10 protein-coding genes and 1 tRNA gene are annotated in these 13833 nt (G+C 71.5%); 1 reads left to right on the forward strand and 10 read right to left on the reverse strand.

Features of this window, described 5'->3' with window-relative positions; all coding sequences use genetic code 11:
• Positions 1–578 precede the first annotated feature (578 nt).
• Positions 579–651: transfer RNA gene (locus tag ACLQ25_RS25505), tRNA-Asn, on the reverse strand.
• A gap of 340 nt (positions 652–991) precedes the next feature.
• On the opposite strand from ACLQ25_RS25505, the gene ACLQ25_RS25510 reads away from it, so the two are divergent.
• A complete protein-coding gene (locus tag ACLQ25_RS25510; RefSeq protein ID WP_355051320.1) occupies positions 992–1390 on the forward strand; it encodes a hypothetical protein in 399 nt (132 codons plus the stop codon).
• Between the two features lie 166 nt (positions 1391–1556).
• Here the strand turns inward: ACLQ25_RS25510 and ACLQ25_RS25515 are convergent, their stop codons facing one another.
• The 9 genes from ACLQ25_RS25515 to ACLQ25_RS25555 form a co-directional block, all read right to left on the reverse strand.
• Positions 1557–2564 (reverse strand): sugar phosphate isomerase/epimerase family protein, encoded by a 1008-nt coding sequence (locus ACLQ25_RS25515; RefSeq protein WP_425733326.1) that lies wholly within the window; start codon positions 2562–2564, stop codon positions 1557–1559.
• 212 nt (positions 2565–2776) lie between these two features.
• Complete coding sequence (locus ACLQ25_RS25520; RefSeq protein ID WP_425733327.1) at positions 2777–3271, reverse strand: sensor histidine kinase; 495 nt, start codon at positions 3269–3271, stop codon at positions 2777–2779.
• 165 nt (positions 3272–3436) lie between these two features.
• On the reverse strand, positions 3437–5551 hold the full coding sequence (locus tag ACLQ25_RS25525) for a ThuA domain-containing protein (protein WP_425733328.1): 2115 nt from the start codon (positions 5549–5551) through the stop codon (positions 3437–3439).
• Between the two features lie 62 nt (positions 5552–5613).
• Positions 5614–8469, reverse strand: a complete 2856-nt coding sequence (locus ACLQ25_RS25530; RefSeq protein WP_425733329.1) for a PQQ-dependent sugar dehydrogenase — start codon at positions 8467–8469, stop codon at positions 5614–5616.
• A gap of 217 nt (positions 8470–8686) precedes the next feature.
• Positions 8687–9754, reverse strand: a complete 1068-nt coding sequence (locus tag ACLQ25_RS25535) for a polyprenyl synthetase family protein (protein WP_425733330.1) — start codon at positions 9752–9754, stop codon at positions 8687–8689.
• Positions 9751–11166, reverse strand: coding sequence for an alkaline phosphatase family protein (locus tag ACLQ25_RS25540; RefSeq protein ID WP_425733331.1), 1416 nt, complete (start codon positions 11164–11166; stop codon positions 9751–9753). Before ACLQ25_RS25540 ends, ACLQ25_RS25535 begins: the two co-directional genes overlap by 4 nt.
• Entirely contained in the window at positions 11163–12362 is a 1200-nt protein-coding gene (gene eboE, locus ACLQ25_RS25545; RefSeq protein ID WP_425733332.1) for a metabolite traffic protein EboE, read from the reverse strand. Before eboE ends, ACLQ25_RS25540 begins: the two co-directional genes overlap by 4 nt.
• Positions 12362–13219: a TatD family hydrolase gene (locus tag ACLQ25_RS25550; protein WP_396804185.1), complete on the reverse strand. Its 858-nt coding sequence runs from the start codon at positions 13217–13219 to the stop codon at positions 12362–12364. The genes eboE and ACLQ25_RS25550 overlap by 1 nt, the downstream gene beginning before the upstream one ends.
• A gap of 1 nt (position 13220) precedes the next feature.
• On the reverse strand, positions 13221–13829 hold the full coding sequence (locus ACLQ25_RS25555; RefSeq protein WP_425733333.1) for an EboA domain-containing protein: 609 nt from the start codon (positions 13827–13829) through the stop codon (positions 13221–13223).
• Positions 13830–13833 lie beyond the last annotated feature (4 nt).

Consider the following 13833-nt stretch of genomic DNA (forward strand, 5'->3'; position numbering starts at 1 on the left):
ACCCTGACCAGCACCGCGACTACTCCACGCAGCCTGTCAATCCCCCCTGAACAGCCCAAACAGGATGAGACAAGCTCAGTGAAGTTGCTGCCCCGAACGCCGACCTCCCGCCCCACACACCCGACCGCCTCCGCGCTCGCCGGCATGATCGCGTCGATCTTGCACTTTCGGTTGTCGAAAGGCGCACTACATCCCGATATGCCACCGCACCAAGTGCAAGATCGACGCGCAGGGGTGAACGGCGAGGCGAGGCAAGGCCGGACCATGGCAAGGCCGGACCAAGGCAAGGCCGGACCAAGGCAAGGCAAGGCCGGGCCGGGTCGGGCCGGGTCGAGGGCGGAGCGGCGAGAAAGGCCGGGCGGGAGCGCCTTCGGGCGCCGGGGCCGGGGCGAGCCGGGGGCCGGGAGGGCCGGGGGCCGGGGGCCGGGGGCCGGGGGCCGGGGGCCGGGGGCCGGGGGCCGGGGGCCGGGGGCCGGGGGCCGGGGACGATCACGAGGGCAGGGACGGCCGAGGGGCTGGGAGGGTTGGGGATACGGGAACGCCCGTCGGCGTGGGCCGACGGGCGTTGGGTGGAGAAGCTCCCCCGATTGGACTCGAACCAATAACCTGCCGGTTAACAGCCGGCTGCTCTGCCAATTGAGCTACAGGGGATCGTGCACCGCTTGGTAACCGGATCTCGCCGGCACCCTGCGACGGGGACAAGAGTACAGGACATCCCCGGGTGGTGGTCCAGTGGGTTCCACCCGCAGCACACCCTCAATCCACCCGCAGCCCGCCCGCAGCCCGCCCGCAGCCCACCATGATCCAGGTTCGCAGGTCAGGGCTGGGAGCGCGTTCACAATCAGGACAAATCGCCATCCGGGCACAAGCATGCTTGAGCGGAGAGCAGGATGGGTAGTTAGCTGCGGACAGAGGACGCAGGCGCGAATTGGTCGCGTCCGGCGGGGCGACCCGACGGGGCGACGGCGCGTCAGGTACGGAAGGAGCCGCCATGCGCGGAAAGATCATGTTTCTTGGCGGGCTGGCTGCGGGATTCGTCCTGGGCGCCCGTGCCGGCCGGGAGAAGTACGAAGAGCTCGTGGTCCGGGGCCGCAAGGTGCTCGACCACCCGACCGTCCAGGAGGCGGCCGGGGTCGCGCAGGCCCAGGCCAACCGGCTCTACAGCGAGGGCAAGGACAAGCTCGGCCAGACCAAGCTGGGCGAGAAGCTGGGCAATGGCAGCACCGGCAAGCAGGAGCTGACCGCCGCTGACGACGCGTTCGCCGGCACGCCCGCCACCGTGGGCGCCAAGGCGGGCAGCAGCCCGGTCGGCACGACCTCCGGGTCGCCGTCGGCCACCACCCCCCGCACCAAGCCGTCCGGCTCGGGCACCAACGCAAGCACGCTCTGACCCACCCGCACGTCGACGGGCCGGTCGCCTCGCGGCGACCGGCCCGTGGTCTGTCCGGACAGTGCGTGAGGCGACCGGCCAACCGGGCAACCGGCCGACCAGCCAACCGAACCGGGCCAACCGAACCCGGCCCGGCCCGGTGGTCGCCGGGCCGGGCGGTGGCTCGTCAGTCCTTGCTGCTGAACGCCGCGTCGAAGGCGGCGCTCGGCGCGTCGAAGGCGAGCCGGCGGACGAACTGCAGCGCCTCGGGGGCACCGAGCAGGCGGTCCATGCCGGCGTCCTCCCACTCGACCGAGATCGGGCCGTCGTAGCCGATCGCGTTCAACGCCCGGAAGCAGTCCTCCCAGGGCACGTCGCCGTGGCCGGTGGAGACGAAGTCCCAGCCGCGGCGCAGGTCGGCCCAGGGCAGGTGCGAGGCGAGCCGGCCGCGACGGCCGTCGCCGGTACGCACCTTCGCGTCCTTGCAGTCGACGTGGTAGATGCGGTCGGCGAAGTCGAAGATGAAGTTCACCGGGTCCAGCTCCTGCCAGACGAAGTGCGACGGGTCCCAGTTGAGCCCGAACGCGGGCCGGTTGCCGATCGCCTCGAGCGTCCGCTTCGTCGTCCAGTAGTCGTACGCGATCTCGCTGGGGTGCACCTCGTGCGCGAACCGCACGCCGACCTCGTCGAAGACGTCGAGGATCGGGTTCCACCGGTCGGCGAAGTCCTGGTAGCCGCGCTCGATCATCGACGGCGGCACCGGCGGGAACATCGCGAGGGTATGCCAGATGGACGAGCCGGTGAAGCCGACGACGGTGTTCACACCGAGCTTCGCCGCCGCCCGCGCGGTGTCCTTGATCTCCTCGGCGGCCCGCTGGCGTACGCCCTCGGGCTCCCCGTCACCCCAGATGCGGCCGGGCAGGATGTCCTGGTGCCGCTCGTCGATCGGGTGGTCGCAGACCGCCTGACCGACCAGGTGGTTGGAGATCGTGAAGACCTGGAGGTTGTGCTTGGCCAGGGTCTCCTTCTTGCGCTCGATGTACGAGTCGTCGGCGAGCGCCTTGTCGACCTCGAAGTGGTCGCCCCAGCAGGCGATCTCCAGACCGTCGTAGCCCCACTCGGAGGCGAGCCGGCAGACCTCTTCGAACGGCAGGTCGGCCCACTGGCCGGTGAAGAGCGTGATGGGTCGCGCCATTGTCCTTCTCCCCTAAATTGATGGGGATTCCGTTGTGCGGACCGGGGCGAGGGTGACCGGTCAGACCGGTACGTGGCATCGGGGCGGAACGCCGGTGGGTGCCGAGCGCACCTGAACCCGGCGGGTTGCGCCTCCCACCGGGTCACCGGCAACCGTCACGGTCGCCGCCCCCACCCTATTTCCGCCGGGCCCATCGCGAAAGCCCCGGATCGTCACCCGGCCAATTCTTCGGGGGCCGGCAGGACCGCCCGGACGGTGAAGCCGCCGCCCGGGTTCGGGCCGGCGCTCAGGGTGCCGCCGACGCGCTCGACCCGGCGGCGTACCGCGACCAGGCCGCCTCCGGCCCGCGCCGGGCTCTGCACCGCTGGCGCGCCGTCGTCGCGTACCTCGATGGTGATGCCCTCGTCGTCGTAGCGCAGCCGGACCGCGACGGCCGCGCCCGGCGCGTGCCGGCACGCGTTGGTCAGGGCCTCTTCGATGACCCGGTACGCCGCCACGTCCACCGCCTCGGGTAGCGGCCGGGGCGCTCCGGCCAGGCTCCAGCGCACGGGCTGGCCTGCGGCGAAGCCCTCCACCAGGGCGTCGAGGCGGTTCAGGCTGGGCGCCGGCCCGGTCAGCGGGTCGGGCTCGTCGGCCGGGCGCAGCGCGTCGTGCAGCCGGCGTCCCTGCGCCTGGACCATCCGGCGCCATTGCGCGTAACGCCCCATGCCGGTCAAGGTACGGCAGCCGGCTGGGAGTCGGCCCACGGCATGGGTCCGACGCGCGGGACGCCGTCGGCGCGGCGGCGGTGAGGTACCGCCGCGCCGGCGGCGTCATCAGGTGGTACGCCGGGGCCGCCGGTCATGTCCGACGGCCCCAGCGGGCTCGGTGGGTCAGGGCAGGGTCCACTTCTGGTTGGCCGCGCCGTTGCAGGTCCAGAGGTGGACGACGGTGCTGTCGGCGGAGTTGTTGCCGGACACGTCGAGGCACTTGTTCGAGGACGTGTTGCGCAGGCTGCCGTCGGACTGGGCCGCCCAGTTCTGCGCGCCGGTGCCGTTGCAGGTCCAGAGCTGGATCTTGGTGCCGTCGGCGGTGCCGCCGCCGGACACGTCGAGGCACTTGCCGAGCGCCTTGATGGTCGAGTTCGGCGTCACGGTCCAGGTCTGCGCCGTACTGCCGTTGCAGGTGTAGATCTGGATCTGGGTGCCGTCGGCGGTGGCGCTGTTGCGGACGTCCAGGCACTTGCCGGCGAGGCCCTTGACCGGGCCGACCCCGTTCGTGCCTCCGGTGCCCTTGACGAGGGTGAAGTCGTCCACGTCGAAGAGGCCGGTGCCGCTGCCGTTGAACGTGAGGTACAGGTTCTGCGTGCCGGAGGGGACGTTCGACAGCGTCGTGGTGACGTTGGCGTACGTGCTCCAGCTACCGGTGTTCGGCACCGTGACCGTGCCCAGCAGCGGCCCGGTGGCCGAGCCGGTACGGACTCCGATGGTGCCGCCCGTGCCGCCGGAGACGACCCGGGAGGTGAACGAGGTGACGCCGGTCAGGTCCACGCCGTTGTACGCGGCCCAGTCGCCCGGTTCGATGTAGCCGAGCGTCTGCCCGCCGTTGGCGCCGGCCTTGGTGAACGCGCTGACGCCGTTGGCCGAGCTGAACGCCTCGGCCTGGACCGTGGTGTTGCCGGTCGGCGGGTTGCTGCCGCCCAGCTCCTTGATCCGGATGTTGCGGAAGTAGGCGTCGTCGCCCGTACCGTGGTTCTGGATGCCGATGTGGCCGGCCAGCGACCGTACCGGATCGGTGTTGGTGAAGTCGTTGATCTTCACTCCGTTGAGGAAGACCTGCAACCGCTCCCCCTCGACCAGCAGCTCGTAGGTGTTCCACTCCCCCGGCGCGTTCAGCGCCGCGTCCCGGGCGGCGATGTCGGCGGCCTTGTACGTGTAGACCGCGCCGGTGGTGCGGTCGACCGCGTCGGTGGCGTCGATCTGGACCTCGTAGCCGTTGTCGATCGCCGACTGCGGGTCGCTCGACGGCGGGAAGCCGATGAAGATGCCCGAGTTGTCGTCGCCGGCCAGCTTCCAGTCCAGCTTGAGCGAGTAGTTGGTGAACTGCTTCGCGCTGTACCAGTACAGGCCCATGCCGCCGACCGAGGTGAGGGTGGCGTCGGAGTTGGTGAAGTTGCCCGGTCCGGCCTGCGACCAGCCGGTGGTGGAACCGTTGTAGAGCGGCGTGTAGCCGGTCTCGGGCCGGCAGTCGGCCTTGCTCCGACCGGCCGCGTACCGGATGCCACCGAGCAGGTGGTTGCGGAAGTTCGGCTCCGCGTACGAGGCCTGGGTGTGTCCGGCCCCGGTGTAGAAGGACCGGCCGCCGCTGTAGCTCTTGCACCAGCTCAGCGGGTGGTCGGCGCCCATCCCGCCGCCGGAGTACGACGACTCGTCGAGCGTGGCGAGCACGTGCGCGGTGGACCGGGCGTTGGTGCGGTAGTTGTACCACTCGTCGGTACGGGTCCAGGTCTGCGGCAGGTGCCCGGTCGCCGCGTGGCCCCGGTCCTCCACCTTCATGTTGGCCTGCTGGATGGCCGGGTGCGAGGCGAACCACGCGCCGACCAGGTTGCCGTAGAACGGCCAGTCGTACTCGGTGTCGGCGGCGGCGTGCACGCCCACGTACCCACGGCCCGAGCCGATGTACGACTCGAAGGCGGTCTGCTGGGTGGCGTTGAGCACGTCGCCGGTGGTGTTGAGGAAGACGACCGCCTCGTACTGGGCGAGGTTGCTGGTGGTGAACGCGGCGGCGTCCTCGGTGGCGGTGACCGTGAAGTTGTTGGCCGCGCCCAGGTCACGGATGGTCTGGATGCCGACCGGGATCGCGTCGTGCCGGAAGCCGGCGGTCTTGGAGAAGACCAGCACGTCGTACGGGGCGTCGGCGGCGCTGGCCGGGGTGGCCGGGGTGGTGCAGGCGATGACGGCGAGGACGGCGGTGCCCACACCGACAACGGATCGCAGGAGTCTGCGCATGTCGCTCTCCTTCGGGACGGTGGGGAGGGGCTCCCGGGACGGTGGGAGCCCCTCCGCTCAGATCAGGGCAGGGTCCACTTTTGGTTCGCGGCGGCGGTGCAGGTCCAGAGGTTCACCACGGTGCTGTCCGCGGAGCTGCTTCCGGAGACGCTCAGGCACTTGCCGGACGCCACGTTGCGTAGCGTGCCGTCGGCCTGCGCGGCCCAGTTCTGCGCCCCGGTGCCGTTGCAGGTGTAGAGCTGGATCTTGGTGCCGTCGGCGGTGCCGGCACCGGAGACGTCGAGACACTTGCCCAACGACTTGACGGTGGAGTTCGGTGTGACCGCCCAGGTCTGGGCCGCGCTGGCGTTGCAGGTGTAGATCTGGATCTGCGTGCCGTCAGCGGTGGCGCCGCTGCGGACGTCCAGGCACTTGCCGCCCAGGCCCGTGATCGGGCCGGTCCCGCCGGTCGGGGCCGACCCGGTGACGAAGGTGAACGCGTCCAGGTCGTAGAGCGCGCCGGTGCCCGTACCCGCGAAGGTCAGGTAGAGCGTGGTGGTGCCGGTCGGCGGGTTGGCGATCGTCCCCGTGACGGTGGTGAACGTCTCCCAGCCGCCGGTCACCGGGACGGTCGCGGAGCCGAGCACCGTGCCGGTCGCCGAGCCGGCCCGCACCTGGAGGGTGCCGCCGCTGCCCGCCGAGGAGACCCGGGCGGTGAACGAGGTGACGTTGCCGAGCCGGTAGGGCTGGAACGCGATCCAGTCGCCGTTGTTGATGTCGCCGACGGTCTTACCGCCCTCGGCCGGGGTCTTGCTGAACACGTTGACGCCGGAGGAGCTGCCGAAGAACTCGGCCTGGCGGTGCCGCGGCGGCAGGGTGTGCTGGGTGTGCGTGGTCAGGCCACCGGCGTCGGTGTACTCGGCGTCGAAGATGGCGAAGATGTTCGCCGCGTCGTCGTGCTCGCCGTCGACCGGGATGGTGATCGAGCCGGAGCAGCCGTTCTTCGAGGTGATCTGGTGCCCGTGCTGGTCGTGCCCGAGCACGTAGGTCATCTTGACCTTGGTGCAGTCGATCGTGCCGTCCTCCGGGTCGGTCACTGTGATGCTGTACGGCACGGTGTCACCGAAGCTGAACAGCTGGCCGTTGCCGGGGTTGTTGATGGTCACCGTGGGCGCGGTGTTGCCGACGTTGATCTGCACGCTGGCGCTGCCGGTGGCGCCCTGCGGGTCCCGTACGGTCAGCGTCGCCGTGTACGTGCCGTTGGTGCTGTAGGTCTTCGTCGGGTTCGCCGCCGTGGAGGTGGTGCCGTCGCCGAAGTTCCACGAGTAGGTGAGCGTCCCGCCCTCGGGGTCGGACGAGCCGGCCGAGGAGAACGTCACGGCCAGCGGGGCCGCGCCGGACGTCTTGTTGGCGCTCGCCGCGGCGCTGGGCGCGCGGTTGCCACCGGCGACGTAGTCGAAGCGGTAGAGCGCCGAGTTGGCGTCACCGTTGAAGTAGCCGGTGCCGTAGTCGAGCACGTAGTACGAGCCGTCCGGGCCGAAGGCCGAGTCCATCACCTGCTTGCCGACCCACGGGAACGTGTCGATGGTGCCCCGGGAACCGTCGGAGTTGACGTGGATGGGCTTGATCCAGCCGCGGCCGAACTCGGTGGCGAAGAACTGCCCGTCGAACGACTGCGGGAACTTGGTGGTGGAGGTCGACGAGGCGTTGTACCGGTAGACCGGGCCGCCCATCGGCGACTCGGAGCCGCCGCCGAACTCGGTCGGGGTGCCGGCGTCACCGGCGTACCGGATCCAGGCCGGCTGGGCCGGCGGCAGGGTGGTCAGGCCGGTGTTGCGGAACGAGTTGTTGGTCGGTCCGCCGGTGCAGTTGTACTTCGCGCCGCTGGCGTTGGTGGCGAAGTCCCACTCGTTGTACGTCTCGGTGCTGGTGTTGGTGCCGGTGCAGTACGGCCAGCCGTAGTTGCCCGGAGCCGCGACCCGGTTGAACTCCACCTGGCCGGACGGGCCACGGGTGGAGCTGGTGGAGCCGGCGTCCGGCCCGTAGTCGCCGACGTAGACGACTCCGGTGCCCTTGTCCACGCTGATCCGGAACGGGTTGCGGAACCCCATCGCGTAGATCTCCGGCCGCGTCTTGGCGGTGCCGGGCGCGAACAGGTTGCCCGACGGGATGGAGTACGTCCCGTTGGTGTTCACCTTGATCCGCAGGATCTTGCCCCGCAGGTCGTTGGTGTTGCCGGCGCTGCGCTGCGCGTCGTACGCCGGGTTGCGGTTGGTCCGCTCGTCCAGCGGCGAGTAGCCGGCGGACTCGAAGGGGTTGGTGTCGTCGCCGGTGGACAGGTAGAGGTTGCCGGCGGCGTCGAAGTCGATGTCCCCACCGACGTGGCAGCACAGGCCGCGATCGGCCGGTACGTCGAGGACGTCGACCTTGCTGGCCTGGTTGACGGTGAAGTCGCTGTTGAGGGTGAACCGGGAGAGGCGGTTCACTCCCTGCCAGGCCGAGAAGTCGGTGCCGGTCGCGGGGGCGTCGCCGGCGGGGGTGGACAGCGGCGGCGCGTAGTAGAGGAAGATCTGCCGGTTGCTGGCGAAGTTCGGGTCGACGCCGACGCCCTGCAGGCCCTCCTCGTCGTGGTTGTAGACCGACAGGGTGCCGATCACCGAGGTGGTGCCGTTCGCGTCGGTGCGGCGCAGGGTGCCGTTGCGGGCGGTGTGCAGGACCGAGCGGTCCGGCAGGACGGCCAGTGACATCGGCTCGCCCATGTCGGAGACGCCCCGGGCGAGTTCGACCTGCTGGAAGTCGGTCGCGTTGATCGTGTGCGCCTGGGCCGGTGTCGCGCTGGCCGTGAGGGTGACCGTGCCGGCCGCGGCCACGAGGAGCAGGGCCAATCCGGCGGAGAACCATCGTCGGGACCGTGGGGTGGGTCTGTCCTTCATGGACATCTGTGCTGTCCCTTCCTGACGAAGAGGCCAGGGCGGGGCGCGCGCCGTCGCGCCGGATGCCGTAGCGGGTGGTGGGGTCGATGGGTTACCGCGCCGCCGGTTCACCTCGACGAAACATTGTCGTGTTGGCCCCGACACTAAGTCGCAAGTGTCGATGTGTCCATACCTTCCGGTGAACCGGCGTGAACTTTCGTCGATTTGATCGAAAGTTGGGAGGTCAGGCGCGGCGGTCGATGGCCTGCGCGGCCAAGGCGACAAGCGCGGCCCGGGCCTCCTCGTTCACCGCCGCGCTCCGCAACGCGGTCAGCGCGGCCTCGGTGCGCACGCGGATCATCTGCTCGATCCGGTCCCGCGCGCCGGTAGCCTGGATGATCTCGCGCAGCTCGGCCGCGCCGTCGGCGTCCAGCGTGGGGTTGCCGAACAGTTCCTTCAGCCGCGCGGTCTGCGACCGGTCCGCGGAGCTGCGGGCCAGCGCCATCATCACCGTGGGCTTGCCCTCGCGCAGGTCGTCCAGGATCGACTTGCCGGTGACCGCCGGATCACCGAAGACGCCCAACACGTCGTCGCGGAGCTGGAACGCGTCCCCCAACGGGTCGCCGAACTCGCCGAGAGCGGCGATCAGCTCCGATCCCGCACCGGCGAGCGCCGCGCCGATCTGCAACGGCCGGGTGACCGTGTACCGGGCCGCCTTCATCCTTATCACGGTGAGCGCGCTGGCGACCGAGCCGTCGCCCACGCCGGACACCAGGTCCAGGTACTCCCCCGCGATCACCTCGGTACGCATCAGCGCGAACACCGCGTACCCCCGGTGCACCTGCTCGGTCCTGAGCCCACACTCGTGGAACATCTGATCGGACCAGGCCGCGCAGAGGTCGCCGCAGAGCAGGGCGGTGTTGCGCCCGTACGCCTCCGGGTCGCCGCGCCACGACGACCGGGCGTGCAGGTCGGCGAAGAGCCGGTGCACCGACGGCTCACCCCGGCGGCGGTCGCTGCCGTCCAGGATGTCGTCGTGGATCAGCGCGAACGCGTGGAACAGTTCCAACGCCGCCGCGGCCACCACGATCGGGGTGGCGTCGGCCGCCCCGGCGCCGCGCCAGCCCCAGTAGCAGAACAGTGGGCGCAGCCGCTTCCCCCCGGCCAGCACGAACCGTTGCAGCGCGGTGAACACCCCCCGGGGCGCGCCGTCGGGCCAGTCCGGCCCCTGCCGGTCGAGAAAGGCGGCCAGCTCCGCGTCGAAGCGCGCCCGCAGACCGCTGGTGTCGGTGGGCGCGACGGTGACGGTCACGTCCGATCTCCCGGACCCTGCGCACCGGCGGCACTTAAACCGGCAAGCTCTAGTAACAAGCCCTTGACCTCGGTAGCCGCGATCCGGTCCCGGGCCGCGGACGCGTCGGAGCAGAGCAGCACCGGGGCGTCCGCCGGGTCGCTGGGCAGCCGCCCGTGCGAGCCGCGGATCGCCCGGGCACCGGCGTCCAGGCCGACGGCGCTCATCAGGTAGCGCATGCCGAGCTTCTTGCGGGCCAGCGCCACGCCGGCGCGAGCCTTGGCGGCACCGGGATTGGCCGGGTCGAAGAACAGTTCGGCGGGGTCGTACCCGGGCTTGCGGTGGATCTCGACCAGCCGGGCGAAATCGGGCGCCTTGGCGTCGTCGAGCCAGTAGTAGTAGGTGAACCAGGAGTCCGGCTCGGCCACCAGCACCAGTTCGCCGGCGCGCGGATGGTCCAGCCCGTGCGCGGCCTTGCCGTCGGCGTCGAGCACCTCGGCGACCCCGGGCAGTCCGGCGCAGAGCTTCGCCACCGCCGGCACGTCGGCCGGGTCCTTGACGTAGACGTGCGCGATCTGGTGGTCGGCGACGGCGAACGCCTTCGACGTCCAGGGGTCGAGGTACTCCATGCCGGCCTGGGTGTGCACCCGCAGCAACCCCTCGCTGCGCAGCAGCCGGTTGACGTCGACCGGCCGGGACACGTCGGTGATGCCGTACTCCGACAACACCACCACGGTGGCGTCCCGGGCGCGGGCGGCGTCCAGCAGCGGCCCGAGGACGGCGTCCAGCTCGGCCGCCGCCGTGGCGGCCTGCGGGGACGAGGGGCCGTACCGTTGCAGGTCGTAGTCCAGGTGGGGCACGTAGACCAGGGTCAGGTCGGGTGACACGTCGGCCAGGATCTGCTCGGCCGCCTGGCAGATCCACTTCGACGACGGCAACGCGGCCGTCGGCCCCCAGTAGGTGAACAGCGGGAAGGTGCCGAGCCGCCCGGTCAACGCGTCGTGCAGCTCCGGCGGGTCGGTGTAGCAGTCCGGCTCCTTGCGGCCGTCGGCGTAGTACACCGGCCGGGGCGTGACGGTCCAGTTGACGTCGGCGCCCATGGCGTACCACCAGCAGACGTTGGCGACGGTGTAGCCCGGCTCGGCCCGGCGGGCCGCGTGCCAGAGCTTGTCCCCACCGACCAGCGCGTTGTGCTGCCGCCACAGCAGCACCTCGCCCAGCTCCCGGAAGTACCACCCGTTGCCGACGATGCCGTGCCCGCTGGGCTTCTCGCCGGTGAGGAACGTGGACTGCACCGAGCAGGTCACCGCCGGCAGCACCGTGCCCAGCTCGGCCCGGAAGCCACCGTCGGCGACGCCGCGCAGTCGGGGCATGTGCTTCAGCAGTCGCGGGGTCAACCCCACCACGTCGAGGACCACCAGTCGCCGGCTCATCGCGTCACCTCCATGCTCACGGTTCGGTCTGCGGTCAGCCCGAGGCCGACCAGTTCGTCGCGGGCGAAGGCCAACTCGGCGGCGATGCCGGCGGCCAGCTCCGCGTCGGTGCCGGGCCGCCGTGCGGCCGGCAGGACACCCCAGGTGTACGTCTCGACGTCGAGGTGGTCGCAGCCGGCGACCGGCCCCTCGAAGAGCGCTCTCAGGGCCGCACGGAGAACCGGCAGGGTCGAGCCGAGCGGCTCCTCGGGCGGGGCGTGCAGGGGCACGTGGTAGTGCACCCGCCACGGGCCGGGAAGCTCCCGGTCCAGGGCCTCGTCGAGATCGTCGGCGGCGTACGCCTCGTCGGCCGGGTCGGCCACGCCCGCGCAGCCGGCGCTGCGGGTCTGGTGCAGGAAGCGCGGCTCCACCCAGCGGCGCAGCGCGTCGGCCCCACCGGCCGGGTCGGCCGCCTCGACGGCGGCGGAAACCTGCACCTTCACCACGGGCAGGCCGGCCGCCCGCAGCCGGTCCAGTGCCGCCGCCGGCTCCTCCCACGCGCAGGCCAGATGCGCGAGGTCGAGGCAGACGCCCATCCGGTCGGTGTCCATGCCGGACAGCAGCGCGGCGGCCTGCCCGGTGCTCTCCACCACGCAACCGGGCTCCGGCTCGAACGCCACCCGCACCTCGCGGCCGGTGTCCCGCTGCACGTCGGCCAGGCCGGCCGCGAGCTGGTCGAGCCGCCGCCGGGCGGCGTCCGCCAGGTCGGAGTTCCACGGCCGCCGCCAGGCCAGCGGCAGGGTGGAGATCGAGCCCCGGGCCGCGTCGTCGGGCAGCAGGTCCGCGAGCACGCGGGCCAGATCCAGGGTGTACGTCAGTCGCTGCTCGGTCGTCCAGTCCGGGTGGTACACGTCCTGCTTCACGACGGGGGCCTGGAAGGCCGCGTACGGGAAGCCGTTGAGGGTGACCACCTCCAGACCGCGCGCGTCCAGTTCGGCGCGGAGCCGGCGGCGCAGCGCCGGGTCGGCGGCCAGTTCGGCGGCGACCGGGGCGGCCAGCCACAGGCCGAGCCCGAGCAGGTCGCTGCCGAGCGCCTGACGCACCGGCACGGCGTAGGTGTCCAGTTGGGCGAGGATGCCGGCCAGGTCCTCGGCGGGGTGCACGTTGGTGCAGTAGCCGAGGTGGACCGTCTCGCCGCCGGAATGTCGCAGCCGCATCAGCTACCACCGCGCAGGATCGAGTTGCCGGTCTGCGGGTCCACGGCGACGGGCGCCTCCACGTCGCCGAGGTCGAGCCGACCCGACTGCCCGTAGAACTCCACCGGGTTGCGCCACAGCACCTTGTCGACGTCGTCGTCGCTGAAGCCGGCCTGACGCATCGCCTCGCCGGTGGCCCGGGTCAGCAGCGGATCGGAGCGCCCCCAGTCGGCGGCCGAGTTGACCAGCATCCGTTCGGTGCCGTACTCGCGCAGCAGCTCGACCATCCGCGACGGGGTCATCTTGGTGTCCGGGTAGATGGAGAAGCCCAGCCAGCAGCCGCTGTCCTTGACGAGCTTGACGGTCACCTCGTTGAGGTGGTCGACCACCACGCGACCCGCGTCGATGCCGGACTCGGCGACCACGGCGAGGGTGCGTTCGCAGCCCCGGGCCTTGTCCCGGTGCGGGGTGTGCACCAGCGCCGGCAGGTCGTACGCCACGGCGAGGGCGAGTTGCGCGGCGAACGCCTCGTCCTCCTCCGGGGTCATCGAGTCGTACCCGATCTCGCCGACCGCCACGACCGCGTCCTTGTCCAGGTAGCGGGGCAGCAGGTCGAGCACCGGGCGGCAGCGCGGGTCGTTGGCCTCCTTCGGGTTCAGCGCGATGGTGGCGAAGTGGCGCACCCCGAACTGCCCGGCCCGGAACGGCTCCCAGCCGATCAGCGAGTCGAAGTAGTCGACGAACGACGCGGCGCTGGTGCGCGGCTGCCCCAGCCAGAACGCCGGCTCGACCACCGCGAGGACGCCGGCGCCGGCCATCCGTTCGTAGTCGTCAGTGGTGCGCGAGGTCATGTGGATGTGTGGGTCGAAGATGCGCATGTCACGCCTCCCGGGGCAGTGCGGCGGTGAGCCGGTGGAGCAGGTCGGTGGCGTCGGCGGGCAGGTCCCGGCCGGCGGCGTGCCGTTCGGCGGCGAGCGCGGCGAGCATCGCGGCCAGCTCGCCGTCGGCCCGGCCGTCCAGGTCGGCCACCGCGACGAGGGGCACCCCGCTGAACACGCACTTGAGCACCGCCTGCCGCCAGGCGGCCGCGTCGAGGTGCCGGGCGTACGGGCCGAGCGCGGCGGCGACCAGCCGGGTGTCGTTGGTCCGGATCGCGTCCCGCAGCAGCGGCACCGCCTCGGCGCCGATCGGCAGCAGCGGCAGGGCCCGCAGCACGGCCCGCCGTTCGGCGGCGTCGCCGTGCCGGTAGAGGCTCTCGGCGTACGCGGCGTGCTCGCCGGGCAGGCTGGTGAGCAGCAGCACCCGGGCCGCGTCGTCGGCGGTCCAGCCGGGTGCGTCCGGCAGCGCGGCCCGACCGCAGCGCCGACCGGCGGCCGGAAACAGCCGGGTGATCGCGGTGGGCTCGGCCGCGACCCGGCGCAGCGCCGTGTCCAGCCAGTCGGGATCGGGTACGCCCCGCAGCGCGGCCCGCAGTGAATCCGGTGTCATTCCG

This window comes from Micromonospora sp. DT44 (assembly GCF_049841635.1).
In the GTDB taxonomy this organism is placed as follows: domain Bacteria; phylum Actinomycetota; class Actinomycetes; order Mycobacteriales; family Micromonosporaceae; genus Micromonospora.